The 13990-nt window shown below is 61.3% G+C and carries 16 protein-coding genes; 7 read left to right on the forward strand and 9 right to left on the reverse strand.

The window, feature by feature from the left end; all coding sequences use genetic code 11:
- Nucleotides 1-71: 71 nt before the first annotated feature.
- Complete coding sequence (locus K3762_RS06890; protein WP_067624470.1) at nucleotides 72-977, forward strand: LysR family transcriptional regulator; 906 nt, start codon at nucleotides 72-74, stop codon at nucleotides 975-977.
- A 109-nt stretch (nucleotides 978-1086) separates the two neighbouring features.
- Here the strand turns inward: K3762_RS06890 and K3762_RS06895 are convergent, their stop codons facing one another.
- Nucleotides 1087-2127 (reverse strand): NADP-dependent oxidoreductase, encoded by a 1041-nt coding sequence (locus K3762_RS06895; protein ID WP_132446106.1) that lies wholly within the window; start codon nucleotides 2125-2127, stop codon nucleotides 1087-1089.
- A 166-nt stretch (nucleotides 2128-2293) separates the two neighbouring features.
- On the opposite strand from K3762_RS06895, the gene K3762_RS06900 reads away from it, so the two are divergent.
- Nucleotides 2294-3079: an inositol monophosphatase family protein gene (locus tag K3762_RS06900; protein WP_120350687.1), complete on the forward strand. Its 786-nt coding sequence runs from the start codon at nucleotides 2294-2296 to the stop codon at nucleotides 3077-3079.
- On the opposite strand, the gene K3762_RS06905 is transcribed toward K3762_RS06900, so the two are convergent.
- On the reverse strand, nucleotides 3080-3370 hold the full coding sequence (locus K3762_RS06905; RefSeq protein WP_120350688.1) for a DUF6476 family protein: 291 nt from the start codon (nucleotides 3368-3370) through the stop codon (nucleotides 3080-3082).
- On the opposite strand from K3762_RS06905, the gene K3762_RS06910 reads away from it, so the two are divergent.
- Nucleotides 3369-4415: an RluA family pseudouridine synthase gene (locus K3762_RS06910; protein WP_132446180.1), complete on the forward strand. Its 1047-nt coding sequence runs from the start codon at nucleotides 3369-3371 to the stop codon at nucleotides 4413-4415. The genes K3762_RS06905 and K3762_RS06910 overlap by 2 nt on opposite strands.
- A gap of 173 nt (nucleotides 4416-4588) precedes the next feature.
- Nucleotides 4589-5485: an RNA polymerase sigma factor RpoH gene (gene rpoH, locus K3762_RS06915; protein WP_067624486.1), complete on the forward strand. Its 897-nt coding sequence runs from the start codon at nucleotides 4589-4591 to the stop codon at nucleotides 5483-5485.
- A 50-nt stretch (nucleotides 5486-5535) separates the two neighbouring features.
- On the opposite strand, the gene K3762_RS06920 is transcribed toward rpoH, so the two are convergent.
- Complete coding sequence (locus K3762_RS06920; protein ID WP_132446104.1) at nucleotides 5536-6174, reverse strand: GntR family transcriptional regulator; 639 nt, start codon at nucleotides 6172-6174, stop codon at nucleotides 5536-5538.
- An 89-nt stretch (nucleotides 6175-6263) separates the two neighbouring features.
- On the opposite strand from K3762_RS06920, the gene K3762_RS06925 reads away from it, so the two are divergent.
- The 3 genes from K3762_RS06925 to K3762_RS06935 all read left to right on the forward strand — a co-directional run bounded on the left by K3762_RS06925 (nucleotide 6264) and on the right by K3762_RS06935 (nucleotide 7944).
- Nucleotides 6264-6824, forward strand: a complete 561-nt coding sequence (locus tag K3762_RS06925; protein ID WP_165935600.1) for a dual specificity protein phosphatase family protein — start codon at nucleotides 6264-6266, stop codon at nucleotides 6822-6824.
- Nucleotides 6825-7027: 203 nt separating this feature from the next.
- Nucleotides 7028-7414: a hypothetical protein gene (locus tag K3762_RS06930; protein ID WP_120350692.1), complete on the forward strand. Its 387-nt coding sequence runs from the start codon at nucleotides 7028-7030 to the stop codon at nucleotides 7412-7414.
- 260 nt (nucleotides 7415-7674) lie between these two features.
- Nucleotides 7675-7944: a DksA/TraR family C4-type zinc finger protein gene (locus tag K3762_RS06935; RefSeq protein ID WP_120350693.1), complete on the forward strand. Its 270-nt coding sequence runs from the start codon at nucleotides 7675-7677 to the stop codon at nucleotides 7942-7944.
- A gap of 2 nt (nucleotides 7945-7946) precedes the next feature.
- Here the strand turns inward: K3762_RS06935 and K3762_RS06940 are convergent, their stop codons facing one another.
- The 6 genes from K3762_RS06940 to K3762_RS06965 are packed head-to-tail and all read right to left on the reverse strand — an operon-like array spanning nucleotide 7947 to nucleotide 13960.
- Entirely contained in the window at nucleotides 7947-8189 is a 243-nt protein-coding gene (locus K3762_RS06940; protein WP_240791650.1) for a hypothetical protein, read from the reverse strand.
- Nucleotides 8189-10009 (reverse strand): M3 family oligoendopeptidase, encoded by a 1821-nt coding sequence (locus K3762_RS06945; RefSeq protein WP_260012547.1) that lies wholly within the window; start codon nucleotides 10007-10009, stop codon nucleotides 8189-8191. The genes K3762_RS06940 and K3762_RS06945 overlap by 1 nt, the downstream gene beginning before the upstream one ends.
- Before the next feature lie 56 nt (nucleotides 10010-10065).
- A complete protein-coding gene (locus K3762_RS06950; RefSeq protein ID WP_260012550.1) occupies nucleotides 10066-11664 on the reverse strand; it encodes an ATP-dependent DNA ligase in 1599 nt (532 codons plus the stop codon).
- Nucleotides 11661-12665, reverse strand: coding sequence for a ligase-associated DNA damage response exonuclease (locus K3762_RS06955; RefSeq protein ID WP_260012552.1), 1005 nt, complete (start codon nucleotides 12663-12665; stop codon nucleotides 11661-11663). The genes K3762_RS06950 and K3762_RS06955 overlap by 4 nt, the downstream gene beginning before the upstream one ends.
- Before the next feature lie 57 nt (nucleotides 12666-12722).
- Nucleotides 12723-13670 (reverse strand): alpha/beta fold hydrolase, encoded by a 948-nt coding sequence (locus K3762_RS06960; protein WP_132446094.1) that lies wholly within the window; start codon nucleotides 13668-13670, stop codon nucleotides 12723-12725.
- Nucleotides 13670-13960 carry an SCP2 sterol-binding domain-containing protein gene (locus K3762_RS06965; RefSeq protein ID WP_067262473.1) on the reverse strand — a complete coding sequence of 97 codons (291 nt, stop codon included), beginning with the start codon at nucleotides 13958-13960 and terminating at the stop codon, nucleotides 13670-13672. The genes K3762_RS06960 and K3762_RS06965 overlap by 1 nt, the downstream gene beginning before the upstream one ends.
- Nucleotides 13961-13990 lie beyond the last annotated feature (30 nt).

Genomic DNA, 13990 nt, shown 5'->3' on the forward strand with positions numbered 1-13990 from the left:
ACGTCTTGTCTCATATCTAGCCTTGTGAGACAAACTCATAACATTCATCTTGAACATGAGTAATGCCTCACATGCACATTGAGTTCCGTCACCTGCGCACAATCAAGGCCATTCACGAGGCGGGCGGGCTGGCCCGCGCGGCGGATCAGATGAATATCACGCAATCGGCGTTAAGTCATCAGGTGAAGGGCTTGGAGGATCAGGCGGGGGTTGAGTTGTTTGTCCGGCGCTCAAAACCGTTGAAGCTGTCGCCCGCCGGGCAGAGGTTGTTGAAACTGGCGCAGCAGGTCTTGCCACAGGTCGAAGCCTTGCAAGATGAATTCTCGGGGCTGCGGGCAGGCAGCACGGGGCGGATGCATATTGCCATTGAATGCCACGCCTGTTTCGAGTGGCTTTTCCCGGTGTTGGAGCAGTTCCGGCGGCATTGGCAGGATGTTGATGTCGATATCCGCCCCGGTCTGGCATTTGACGCGCTGCCCGCTCTGCTGCGCGAAGAGGTTGATCTGGTGGTGTCATCGGATCCCGAAGAACTGCCGGGGGTCGAGTTTGTCGAACTCTTTGATTACAATCCGGTTTTCGTGGCGTCGCAAAGCCACCCTCTGGCCGAGAGACCCTTTGTGGAGGCGGCTGATTTTCGTGGTGAGACGCTCATTACCTACCCGGTGGAACGGACGCGACTGGATGTGTTCAGCCAGTTGTTGATCCCCGCCAAGGTCGAGCCTGCAGCGATCCGGCAGGTCGAGCTAACGGCGGTGATCTTGCTATTGGTGGCGTCCAATCGCGGGGTGTCGGTCCTGCCCGATTGGGTGGTGCGCGAGGTGAAATATTCGTCGGATTACGTCACGCGGCCTTTGACGGCACAGGGCATAACGCGGCGGCTGTATGCGGCGGTGCGCAAGGATGATCTGGGCAAACCGTTTATGGATGAGTTGTTGAAACTGGCCGGGCAAGAGGCGCGGAAGTTGCAGCGGGCCTGAGGGTTGCTGAGGGGCAGCGCCTTGCCTCATCAAATCGCCTACCCGGGGGACGGGCAGGCGATGGCCCGGCGCCTGCGGCTTGATTCCGGGCCAAAGGTAGGCGCAAGGCTTACTTCACCTTAACGATTGCCTTGCCAGTGTTGCCGCCATTCAGCATGTCGATGAACGCCTGCGGCGCATTCTCCAGCCCCTCGGTGATGTCCTCTTTCACTTTTACACGTCCAGCCGCGACCATCGGGGCCACCTCGCGGTGGAACTCCGGCATGCGGTTCCAGTGGTTCGAGATGATGAAGCCGCGCACGGTGAGGAAATTCACCAAAATTGTTCGCCACAGCCGCGGCGCGGTGAGGCCAGCGCCCTCCGCGTCGGCACCAAGCCCGCCTGCGTTATACCACGCGATCATGCCGCAAAGCGGGATACGGCCATGCGGGTTCATCAGCGGCAGTACCGCATCCAGCACTTTGCCGCCGACGTTTTCGTAATAGATATCAATGCCATCCGGCGCGGCCTCTTTCAACGCGGCGCGCAGGGATTTGGCGTCGTCATAGGCGCGGTGGTCAAGACAGACGTCAAAGCCGAAGTCGCGCGTGGCGATCTCGCATTTCTTAGCCCCGCCCGCGATGCCGACGGTGCGCAGCCCTTTGGCCTTGGCCAACTGCCCCACGATCGACCCGACAGGCCCCGTGGCGGCCGCGACGACAAGCGTCTCACCCTCTTTCGGCTGGCCGATTTCGTTCAGCCCGTACCAACCGGTCAATCCGGGCATCCCCAGCACACCAAGCGAGGCGGTGATCGGCACGGCTTCGGCGTCGACCTTTTGGCACTGCTTGGCCGGGGCAACGCCGTGGGTCGCCCATCCAAAGGCACCAAAGGCAAAATCGCCAACGTTAAAGCTCGGATCTTTGGAGGCGATCACCTTGCCGACGCTGCCGCCCTCCATGAGCCCGCCAATAGGCACGGGCTGCGCGTAGGATTTCGCATCATCCATGCGGCCCCGCATATAGGGATCAAGCGACATGTAGTGCACTTCGACCAAGATTTCCCCGTCGCCCGGCTGGGGCATATCCGCGCTCTCTAGACGGAAGTTCTCAGGCGTGGGCGCGCCGTCAGGGCGGCTGGCGAGGACGATTTTTTGCATCTGGTCGGACATGGGATTTCCTTCGGGCTGATTGCTTTGGGTCCAAGGTGTCACCTTGTGCTTTTAAAACAACCCGCACGCTGCGTAAGAATGCCCCAGCGGCCTAGGTTTCTGCCCCCTTGGCAATTGCGCTCTTGCGCCCTATACGTCCCGCCTTATCCATCAAAGGGCGCGAACAATGATCGGCAGTGCGAATCTTAACATCATGATCAAAGCGGCACGCAAAGCGGGGCGTGCATTGGTCAAGGATTTCCGCGAGGTCGAGAACCTTCAGGTCTCGGTCAAAGGCGCGGGCGATTTCGTAACCAAAGCCGACATTGGCGCCGAGAAGATCATCAAAGACGACCTGATGGGCGCGCGCCCGACCTACGGCTGGCTGGCCGAAGAGGGCGGCGAGGAAGAGGGCCAAGACCCCACGCGCCGTTGGATTGTCGACCCGCTGGATGGCACGACCAACTTCTTGCACGGTCTGCCGCATTGGGCAGTCTCCATCGCGTTGGAGCATAAGGGCGAAATCGTTGCCGGGGTGGTTTTCGACCCCGCCAAGGATGAGATGTTCTTTGCCGAGAAGGGCACCGGCGCTTGGATGAACGAAGGCCGTCTGCGGGTGTCGGGCCGCCACCGGATGATCGAGTCGATCTTTGCCACGGGTCTGCCTTTCGGCGGTCGCGCCGACCTGCCCGAAACGCTGAAAGATCTGGGCCGTCTTCTGCCCGTTTGCGCCGGTGTGCGCCGCTGGGGTGCGGCTTCGCTTGATCTGGCTTACGTCGCTTCGGGCCGCTACGATGGTTTCTGGGAGCGCCGTTTGAAGCCGTGGGACGTGGCCGCAGGCATGTTGATCGTGAAAGAGGCCGGTGGCCTTGTCGAGGCGATCCGTCCCGAGCGCAATATCCTGCAGCACGGCGAGATTATCTGCTCCAACGAGCCGATCTATTCGACCTTCGCCAAAACGATCCGCGGCTGATTATTCGATCGGGATCGTCTGGCGCAATTCGCCGGTCAACTGGTCAAAGATCAGGATTTCATCTGCGTCCGTCACCACCGCATACCAGCCGCGTCCTTGCGTAAATGCTTGGGCGCTGCTGCCATCGGGCAGGGAAATACTGCGCGGCATGGTCGGGCCTTGATCGCTCAGACGGGTGACAAGCACGAAGATCAGCACTAGAACCCCGCCAATCATCACGACGGTCAAGACCGTCACCATCCGCCGCAGAAACCGCAGGTTCGCCGGTTCATCAGGGTTGTCCGTGTCCATGTCTCACCGCCGCATTGATTTCATTCTGGGCGATAGCCCGCCCGCCCGTCTTGATAAGGCGCTGGCCCGCGATGTGCCAGAGGAAGCGAACCTGTCGCGCACGCGATTGGGCCGTTTGATCGCCGACGGGGCCGTAACGCTGGACGGTGTCAAAGTCCAAGACCCCCGCGCCAAAGTGGCCGAAGGGCAGGCGGTGCAGATCACGGTCGAAGAGGCGGCGGAAAGCCACATCCTGCCCGAAGACATACCCCTGTCGGTGGTGTTCGAAGATGACGATCTGATCGTGATTGACAAACCAGCGGGCATGGTGGTGCATCCCGCTCCGGGGTCGCCTTCCGGCACGCTGGTTAACGCATTGTTAGCACACTGCGGCGATGATCTCTCGGGCGTGGGCGGGATGAAGCGGCCCGGCATCGTGCACCGAATTGATAAGGACACCACGGGGTTGCTGGTTGTCGCCAAATCCGACGCCGCGCATCACGGGCTGGCGGCGCAGTTCGAAAAACATACGGTTGAGCGGTACTACCAAACGCTTGTCTACGGTGTGCCGGATGCCAACGACCCGCGTCTGCGCGGCGTCAAAGGCGCGTCCTTTGAGGCGGGGAATATCCTGCGCATGACCACCCAGTTGGCGCGGCACAAGACCGACCGCCAGCGGCAGGCGGTGCTGTTCCAAGGCGGCCGCCACGCCGTAACCCGCGCCCGCACGGTTGAGCGTTTCGGCACGCCACCCGTTCTGGCGCTGCTGGAATGCTGGCTGGAAACGGGGCGCACGCACCAGATCCGCGTGCATATGTCTCACGCAGGCCACGGTTTGGTGGGGGATGCGACCTATGGCGGGCGGCGCAAGCTGGCCAAAGCGGCCTTGCCCGAGGCCACCGCCGACGCCATCCGCGCCTTCCCCCGCCAAGCGCTGCACGCCGCTGTTTTGGGGTTTGAGCATCCAGTGACGGGCGAAAGCCTGCGTTTCGAAGCGCCTTTGCCATCGGATATGGCAGCGCTGTTGCAATTGCTTCGTGAAGGGCCAGCAACCCCGTCGGCGTGACCCCGCCACCTCAGGGAACCGCCCTAGGATTGGTTACGTTTTGTTCACAGAAGCTGTGCAACCATGAACAAAAGCGTGAAGGCTTCTGTCTTGAAAGCACGAAGGGGGCCGCCCATATTGCATGTTAAGCGAAATAACATAGGCCCCGATCAAACTGGGGAAAGGGACAAGACATGGCAAATTATGCAAATCTGCCCGCACCGACACCAGAAGGCGGGCTGAACCGCTATATGCAAGAGATCCGCAAGTTCCCACTGCTGGAGCCTGAGGAAGAATACATGCTGGCCAAACGTTGGGTCGAGGAACAAGATACCGAAGCCGCGCACCGCATGGTCACGTCGCACCTGCGTCTTGCCGCGAAAATCGCGATGGGCTACCGGGGCTATGGGCTGCCGCAGTCCGAGGTGATCTCGGAGGCGAATGTCGGCCTGATGCAGGCGGTCAAACGTTTCGATCCGGAGAAGGGCTTCCGCCTTGCGACCTACGCGATGTGGTGGATCCGCGCGTCAATTCAGGAGTATATCCTGCGGTCGTGGTCGCTGGTGAAACTTGGCACAACCTCGGGTCAGAAAAAGCTGTTTTTCAACCTGCGTAAGGCAAAGAACAAGATCGGTGCCCTGGAAGAAGGCGATCTGCGCCCCGAGAATGTGACAGAGATTGCGACCCAACTGGGCGTGACCGAAGCTGAAGTCGTTTCGATGAACCGGCGGATGTCGGGCGGGGATGCCTCGCTCAACGCCACCGTCGGGTCCGAAGGCGAAGGCACGATGCAGTGGCAAGATTGGTTGGAGGACGAAGACGCCGACCAAGCGGGCGACTATGCCGAACGTGACGAGTTGGAAACCCGGCGTGAGATGTTGGCCGAAGCCTTGGACGTGTTGAACGACCGTGAAAAGGACATTCTGACCCAACGCCGCCTGTCGGATGAAACGGTCACTTTGGAAGACCTGTCGTCGCAATATGATGTCAGCCGCGAACGTATTCGCCAAATCGAAGTGCGTGCTTTTGAAAAGTTGCAGAAGCGCATGCGCGACTTGGCGAAGGAAAAAGGCATGATGGCGGCCAGCTAATTCTAGGCTAACTTAACATAGATGGCCCCGCTCCCAGGAGCGGGGCTTTTTTACGTCTGGCTCGGTTCGGCAACCCTGCTTTCAATTTCGGCAATCTGTTCAAAGCAGGCGGCAAGGGTGCCGCTCTTCATCGCGCGGGCCGCGGTTTGCAACACTTCACGCAGATGCGCAATCTGGGCCTGTGGCTGGGTCTCGAAATCCCGCAGGGACCACCTGATCAGACGCCAATAGGCCGCGCGAAAAGCATCACTGAGGATCGGGTTCTCGATCATCTCGGATAAGGCATTCAAAAGCTGGGCGCGTATCTCGAAAAACGCCTCGGCTTGGTCCAGCTGGCTGATGTCCATCATCCCCAAAAGCCCGGCCAGCGACATGAATTGCGTGGGCGGCGCAGGGCTAGAGGGCGCGCATTTGGCTGCGGCCTCAATAATCGCCGCTGCTGCGCAGATATCGTCAGCGCGCATCGACTCCTCCAAGGGCGTCACGACAGAGCCTACACCGGATTTAACGGCGATCATCCGCTCATAGGCCAACCGTTGCAGCGCTTGTCGGATGGGCGTGCGGGAGACGCCAAACCGCTGCGCCAAGGCCATCTCGTGCAACATACCATCCGCAATGTCGCGATTCAGGCAGATATCCGCCCGGAGCGTGTCAGCAATCGCAGTGCTGGATTTGACTTGGTTGAGCATTGCCCGGCATCCTTCGGTCTGTTCACATCTTGCCTGACTAACATGTATACAGGTGTCGCTGCGCTTACTCAAATTTTATGGATGCTGTCATGTCTGTCGTTCTGCCTTTTTTCGATCCCGAAGCGACCTCGATACGCGCCGTCATCCCGACCCCGCGTGGGGGGCATCTGGCGATGACTGGCTTTCCGGGGCTGCTGACCCATGTCGATGGCTCTGCCTATCTTGATCCGCATCAAATGGCCGAAACCTTGGAAGGGTTGCGCGCGACCGGCGCGCGTCAATTGCTCATCCTGACTGAGGAAGCAGAGCTTCCCGAGGGGGCGTTTCCTTTGATTTCCAAAGTTTCTCAACCCCTTGGCCTGAGGCTTTCTTTCGCGGCGATCCAAGATTTCAATGTGCCCGGCGACGCTTTTCTGACGCAATGGCCGGAACGTCGGGCCGGTTTTGAGCAGGCGTTGGATGCGGGGGAGACGGTGGCCCTGTCGTGCCAATACGGGGCGGGCCGTAGCGGACTTATTGCAGCTTGGTTGCTGATGGGGGCCGGGCTTCCGGCAGGCGACGCCATTGCCCTAGTGCGGGATCACTTCCCTGAGGCAATCGAGAACCGCCTTCAGGAGACCTGGCTCCTAGAGGTCGAAAAGGCGGGTTAAGCGCTCCATTCGCATAGATCGTGTGAAAAAAGATTGTCGAATTATACGATTGCCCCATTGTCGGCAAGTTGTTGCCCCATTCTTGCCGCAATTGGATCGGACAACATGTATACAGGTTGGGCAACAGCGGAACCTCCCGAGGGAACGCAACAGCCCACAGAAAGGGAAGACTAACGAACAGGCGAGTAGAAAGAGGATTAGACATGCAAAGCCGCTCCATCGCGCCAGAAACATCCGGCCCCATCGCGTCCCTCAATGCAGGTGACATTATCCGCCGTAGGCGCAGCTATGAACCCGTTACCGTCTGTCATCCTTCCGATGAATTTCCCGCTGTTCTAAACATTTGCAGCGCGCGTTTCCACAGTGTCCACCATGACCGCGACTTTGGCAGGGTGGAGGCGGTGGTCGAGGTGACCTATACGCACCATCCGCGCGCCATGCCGCAGACCGTGTACCTGCGCACCAACGTGCCGCTGCGCCCTGCCGGGCAGCGCCAAGAGCTTCGCCAACGGCTCATTCAAAGTGCCGTTACCCTGTCCGTCCTGATCAATCGTCAAAATGAAGGAGATACGACCCTGCGTGCTGCTTGACGCACAGTCCAATGCCTAGCAACTGCACCCCCTTATGGGGGTGTTTTTTTATGTCGGGCAGGCGGTACGGTCGCGTTTCGCGCAATTATCCTCCGGCGCATCGGCTCGGCCTGTGAACCTTGTATATTCGCGCAGGCCCCCCCATTTGTTACACTCTGATGAGGGCAGCGAGGGCTTGGCATAGATGTCGGGCGCAGGTCCGTGAAATGCGGCCCGCGGGCGCCATATCAATGATGAGCATAGCAACAGGAGGGCGTGACATGGCAGGCGGATGGGCGCGTGATGGCGCGGTAAGCGAACAGATCGAAGCATCCATATCGGACGAATTGGCACGGCTGAAAGCCCGCCGCGCGCCGGTGGGTGAGAGCCTGACCCATTGCGCGGAATGCGAAGAGCCTATCCCCGAAGCACGACGTATTGCTCTGCCGGGGGTGAAACTTTGCATTGATTGCGTGCGCGACCGGGACGGGCAGGCGCAGATGCGCGGCGGGATAAACCGGCGCGGGTCGAAAGACAGCCAGTTGAAGTGAGGTTAGGAGCGGATTGCCCGGCGCCGACGCCGAAGAGAGCGCCAGCGCCGATACAACCGCACATCCATCGCCGCCACCATGAAACCAAGCGGCAGCATCCAAAAGCCGAGGATCGGCAAGAACCCAAGGATGCCGCCGCAGATCAGCAGCAGGCCGAGCGCAAACCTGAACCCGGGCGGGATCCGCCTTTGGACCCAAGCAAAGAACGGCGCGAACCTGTCCTTCATGCGCTCGGCGAGGGACATCAGTCCTCCATCGCTTCCAATTCGTCGATCATGTCAGAGATCATCGACAGTCCCTTGTCCCAGAAGGCGGGGTCAGAGGCATCAAGCCCGAAGGGGGCCAGAAGCTCCTTGTGGTGTTTCGAGCCGCCTGCTTTCAACATATCGAAATACTTCTCTTCAAAGCCTTCCTCGCCCTCGGCGTAGACTGCGTAGAGCGCGTTCACCAGCCCGTCGCCAAAGGCATAGGCATAGACGTAGAAGGGCGAATGCACGAAATGCGGGATATAGGCCCAGAAGGTCTCATAGCCGTCCATATACTCGAATGCTGGCCCAAGGCTCTCGGCCTGAACGCTCATCCACAGCGCGTTGATGTCGTCGGGCGTAAGCTCCCCGCCGCGGCGCGCTTCGTGCAATTTGCACTCGAAATCATAAAAGGCGATCTGGCGCACGACCGTGTTGATCATGTCCTCGACCTTGCCCGCCAGCAGCACCTTGCGCTCGGCCTGTGTCTTGGCCTTGTCGAGCATCTTGCGGAAGGTAAGCATCTCGCCAAACACGGAGGCGGTCTCGGCCAGTGTCAGCGGGGTCGAGGACAGCATCTCGCCCTGATCGGCGGCCAGCACTTGGTGCACGCCATGGCCCAACTCATGCGCCAGCGTCATCACGTCGCGCGGTTTGCCGAGGTAGTTCAGCATCACATAGGGATGCACGTCGGTCACGGTGGGATGCGCGAAGGCGCCCGGTGCTTTGCCCGGTTTCACACCCGCGTCGATCCAGCCCTTGGTGAAGAACGGCTTGGCCAACTCGCCCATGCGCGGGTCAAAGGCGGTATAGGCTTCCATCACGGTCGCTTCGGCCTGCGCCCAGTCGACCACCTTGGGGTCTTCCATCGGCAGCGGCGCGTTGCGGTCCCAGACCTGCATCACATCAAGGCCGAGCCACTTGCGCTTCAGCTCATAGTAGCGGTGGCTCAGCTTCGGATAGGCTTCGACCACGGCGTTGCGCAGCGCTTCGACCACCTCGGGCTCGACATGGTTGCTGAGGTGCCGCCCGGTCTGCGGTGTCTCCATGCCGCGCCAGCGGTCGATGACCTCTTTCTCTTTCACCTGCGTGTTATGGACGCGGGCGAAGGTGCGGATGTTGCGGCCCAGCACATCGGCCAGTTCTCGCGCGCCCGCTTCGCGCTTGTTGCGGTCGGGGTCGGTCAAGAAGTTCAGCGTGCCTTCGATGTTGAGCGTCTCGCCGTCGACTTCGAATTCCAGCCCGGCGATTGTCTCGTCGAACATCCGCTCCCAAGCATCGCCGACCACGCCGAGGTCGTGCAGAAATTTCTCCATTTCATCCGACAGTTGATAGGGCTTCATGGCGCGGATACGGTCGAAGACGGGTTTGTAGCGTGCCAGATCCGGGTTTTCGTCCAAGAGCTTGGCAAGGTGATCGTCGGGCAGTTTGTTCAGTTCCAGCGTGAAAAATACCAGCGGCGTGGTGTAATCGGTGATTTTCTCTTGGCAGTCGGACATGAACTTGGCCCGGCCTGAGTCCGTCGTCTGCTGGTAATAGCGCAGGCCCGCGTAGGACATGATGCGCCCCGCGACCTGATTGATCTTTTCGTTGCGCAGCACACAATCGAGCAGCCCTTTGGCGTCGAGCGCGGCCAGATTGCCTTGGTAATCAGTGGCAAAACGCGCGCAGGAGTCCTCTAGCCAGTCGAGGTCGCGCTTCAGTTCGGGCGCGTCTTCGGCGGTGTAAAGGTCGCTCAGATCCCATTCCGGCAGATCGCCGAGGTTTTTGCCCCCGGCGCTGGCGTTGGCATCGTGAAGCGGGAAGGGAAGCTGAAACATCGGTGTACCTCATTTGCGTTTCGTCACATCTATGCCTCCGGGCGGGCCGGAACAACCTATCCGTAGATGCGCAGCATTTCTTTCAGATCGTCGAGGGTATTGGCCTCTTGCAGCGGCTTGTCCTTGCGCCAGCGCAGCATGCGCGGAAACCGCAGGGCGACGCCGGATTTATGGCGCGGGCTGGGTTGAATGCCTTCAAAGGCGATCTCGAATACATGATGCGGGGTCACCTGCCGCACGGGGCCAAAGCGTTGCTGTGTGTTCTTGCGCACCCATGCGGTGATCTGGCGGAACTCGGCATCCGTCAGGCCGGAGTAGGCTTTGGTGAAGGGCACCAGATCATTGCCGTTCCAGACTGCAAAAGTGAAATCGGTAAAAAGGTTCGCGCGGCGGCCCGAGCCCGATTGCGCATAGATCATCACCGCGTCGATGGTCAGCGGGTCCAGCTTCCATTTCCACCAGTCGCCCTTTTTGCGGCCCGACAGGTAGGGGCTGTCGGCGCGTTTCAGCATCAACCCCTCGGCCTGCGCTTCTCGCGCGGTGTCGCGCAGGGTGGCCAGCTCGGCCCAATCGGTGAATTGGTGCTGCGGCGACAGGCGCAGGGGCGCGTCGGCGGGCAGATCGGCTGCGGCCTGCTCCAACAGCGCGCGGCGCTCGGCAAAGGGGCGGTCGCGGATGTCCTCGCCCTGCCATTCCAGCAGGTCGTAGGCGTGCAGCACCACGGGCGCTTCCTTTAGCAGCTTTTTGGGCACAGTCTTGCGCCCGATGCGGGCCTGCAATGCGTTGAAAGATGAAGGGAATTCGGCCCCCGGCTGCCAGACCAGCAACTCGCCGTCGAGCACCGTGCCCGGCGGCAGGTGATCGGCGGCGCGGGCGAGTTCGGGGAAGCGGTCGGTCATCAGTTCTTCGCCGCGTGACCAGACGAAGTAGTCGCCATCGCGCAGGATAAGCTGGCCGCGGATGCCGTCCCATTTCCATTCCGCGCGCCAGTCGGTCGGGTCGCCCAAGGCGTCTGGCCCGCCTTCCAGCGCATAGGCGAGGTAGAAAGGGTAGGGGCGCGAGGCGTCGGCGCTGGCGTCTTCGGCCTCAATCAGGCTGTGCCATGTCACGTCATCGGGGTGCCAGTTGCCCATCAGGCGGTGCGCCATTTCCGGCTCGGGGCGGCCACTGGCGCGGGACAGGGCGCGGGTCATCAGCTTTTGGCTGATGCCGATGCGAAAACCGCCGGTGATAAGCTTATTGAACAGGAACCGCTCGGTGCCGCCAAGCTGTTGCCAAGCCGAAAGGACGAATGCCTTGCGCGCCGCGTCGTCTTCGTCTTTCAGCCCGCGCAGGGCGTTGATCCACGAGGTCAGCGTGCCGGTGTCGTCGTTCTCTACCGGGGGGAGGACCAGCGCGATGGTCTCGGCCAGATCGCCGACGATGGCGTAGCTGTCTTCGAACAGCCACAGCGGCACACCGGACGCCTCTGAGGCCCATTCGCGGAGCTTGGTCGTGGTGACGGCGCGTTTCGGGCGGCGGCCTGAGAAAAGCGCCACGGTCCAAAGGCGGTCCTCTTCGGCCGCGGTGGTGAAATACTCGGCCAAAGCGGCGACCTTTACCGTGGTTTTGGTGGTCTGGTCGACGGCGTTGAAAAGAGCGGCGAAGTCTTTCATTCGCTGTCGCCTCCATCGCTGTCGAACTGGGTCGGGACGACCTGCGCGTTCCAGCCCTCGTCGTTAAGGTAACGCGTGAAGATATCGGTGTAACCATGGGTTACGTATATGTTTTCCGCGCCAGTCTCACGGATGGCCCAAAGCAGCCCATGCCAATCCGCATGGTCCGAGATGACAAATCCACGATCCCCCGCGCGCCGTCTGCGCACCCCGCGCAGCGCCATCCAGCCCGAGGCAAAGGCGCTCTCCTGCGGTCCAAAGCGCCGCGCCCATTGGCTGCCCAAGGCCGAGGGCGGCGCCAGCACCAACGCGCCGGGATGCTCCTTTGGCACCAACTCGGGCGTCACAAGCGTGGTCTCGGGCAGGGTGATGCCCTGTGCGCGCAGCACCGCATTGGTATTTTCCACCGCCGTATGGGTCAGGATCGGTCCGATCGCGGGATCGAGCATCGACAGGAGCCGCTGCGCCTTGCCCAGCGAATAGGCCCCCAGAAAAGCCATCTTACCAGCGGCCTTGCAGCCCGCCCACCAGTCGTTGATCTGGCCCGCCACCTCGGCTTGCGGCGCCCAGCGAAAGACCGGCAGGCCAAAGGTGCTCTCGGTAATGAAATGGTGGCACTGGACCGGCTCAAAGGGCTCTGACATGCCATCGTCGATCACCTTGTAATCGCCCGAAGCGACCCAGACCTCGCCCGCGACCTCGACCCGGATCTGCGCGCTGCCGGACACATGGCCCGCCGGGTGGAAAGAGACCATCGCCCCGCCAATCTGGCGCGTTTCGCCATAGGCGATGCCCTCAATGGCAATCTCGCCCAAGCGGTGGCGCATGACGGGCAGGGCAGCGTGGGTGGCAAGGTAACTGCCCATCCCGTCGCGGGCATGGTCGGCATGGCCATGGGTGATCAACGCCCGGTCAACGGGGCGCCAAGGGTCGATGTAAAAGTCACCAGCGGGGCAATAGATGCCGTTTTCGGTGAAGGTAAGGACATGTTCACGTGTCATTCCAAGCAATCTAGGCGGCGCGGGCCGATTGCACAGAAAAATGACGCCTGGACCGGGTTAACCGGCGATATTGCCCAGATAGAGCTTTTCCAACCCGTCGAAGATCGGCTTGCGCAGCTCCGGCCTCTCCAACAGCACCTCATGCTCGCCGCCCGGAACAATCTCTAGCCGCCCGCCTTTCCACTGCGCCATGCGCCTGTGCACCCGGTCGGTGGCGACGATACGCTCGTTGCTGCCAAGGTAGGTAACGCAAGGAATGTTGGGCGCGGACCGCCCGGCGAGGTGCTTCGTCTCGGCCAGCGCCTCGCGCAGCCAGACGAAGCTGGGGCCGCCAAGGCTCAGTTCCGGATGGGCGGCCAGTTGATCGCGCATCATGTCGTACATCTGCGGGTCGGTGGTCAGCAGGTTGTCGTCGAAAGGGGCGATGGCGGGGTAGGCTTCGATCTTGGTGCCCGGCGGCAAGCGGTGGCCCTGTCCGACCCGGGGCATGAACTGCGCCAAGGACCAAGCAACGGCGCGCAGGTGCGGGACAACATAGATGCCCCACATCGGGCCCGTGAAAGCGACGGCCTGCACCGGCAGCCCCTCCATCACGGCGCGCAGCCCGATGCAGCCCCCCATGGAGTGCGCCAGCAGGAAATAGGGCCGCGGCAGGTTCAGGCTGCGCGCGGCGCGCAGCATGGCGGCAACGTCTTTTTGATAGTCGCTGAAAACATCCACATGGCCGATGCGGGTATCTGGCAGCAGCCGGTCCGACAGACCCTGCCCGCGCCAGTCAATCGCCATGGTGGCAAGGCCGCGCCGCGCGAAGTCGGCGGCGCAAAGCCCGTATTTTTCAATATATTCGGTACGCCCGGGGAACAGCAGCACCGTGCCGCGCGCCCCGGCGCAGGGCCAATGACCCAGCCTGATCCGCTTGCCATCCGATGTCTCGGCCCAATGGGCTTGGCCCCCCTCGGGGCCGGGGGCGATATCGGTAAAAAGCGGGGCCGGGTCCAGCCGCATCAGCCGAGCACAGCAGCGAGCTTCATCGCCATGCCCATGTCGCCGTCGATCTTGAGCTTACCGGTCATGAAAGCGGAGGTCGGGTTGGTGTCGCCTTCGAGAATCGACTGGAAGGTTTCGGCGTCGGCGCTGAGCGTCACATCCGCTTCTTCGTCAGCAGCGCGGGCGCCGTTTTCGTCCATCATCACGGTGCCTTCGCCTTCGATGTCGAACTTGGCCGTGCCGTCAAAATCGCTGCCGGCCAGCTTTTCGTTCAGCACTACAACCGCTTCGTTCACAATATCGCTCATCGCTCGCCCTTTTTTGGCATTTGGCCCCGC

It is taken from the genome of Sulfitobacter sp. W074 (assembly GCF_025142275.1).
Classification (GTDB): domain Bacteria; phylum Pseudomonadota; class Alphaproteobacteria; order Rhodobacterales; family Rhodobacteraceae; genus Sulfitobacter; species Sulfitobacter profundi.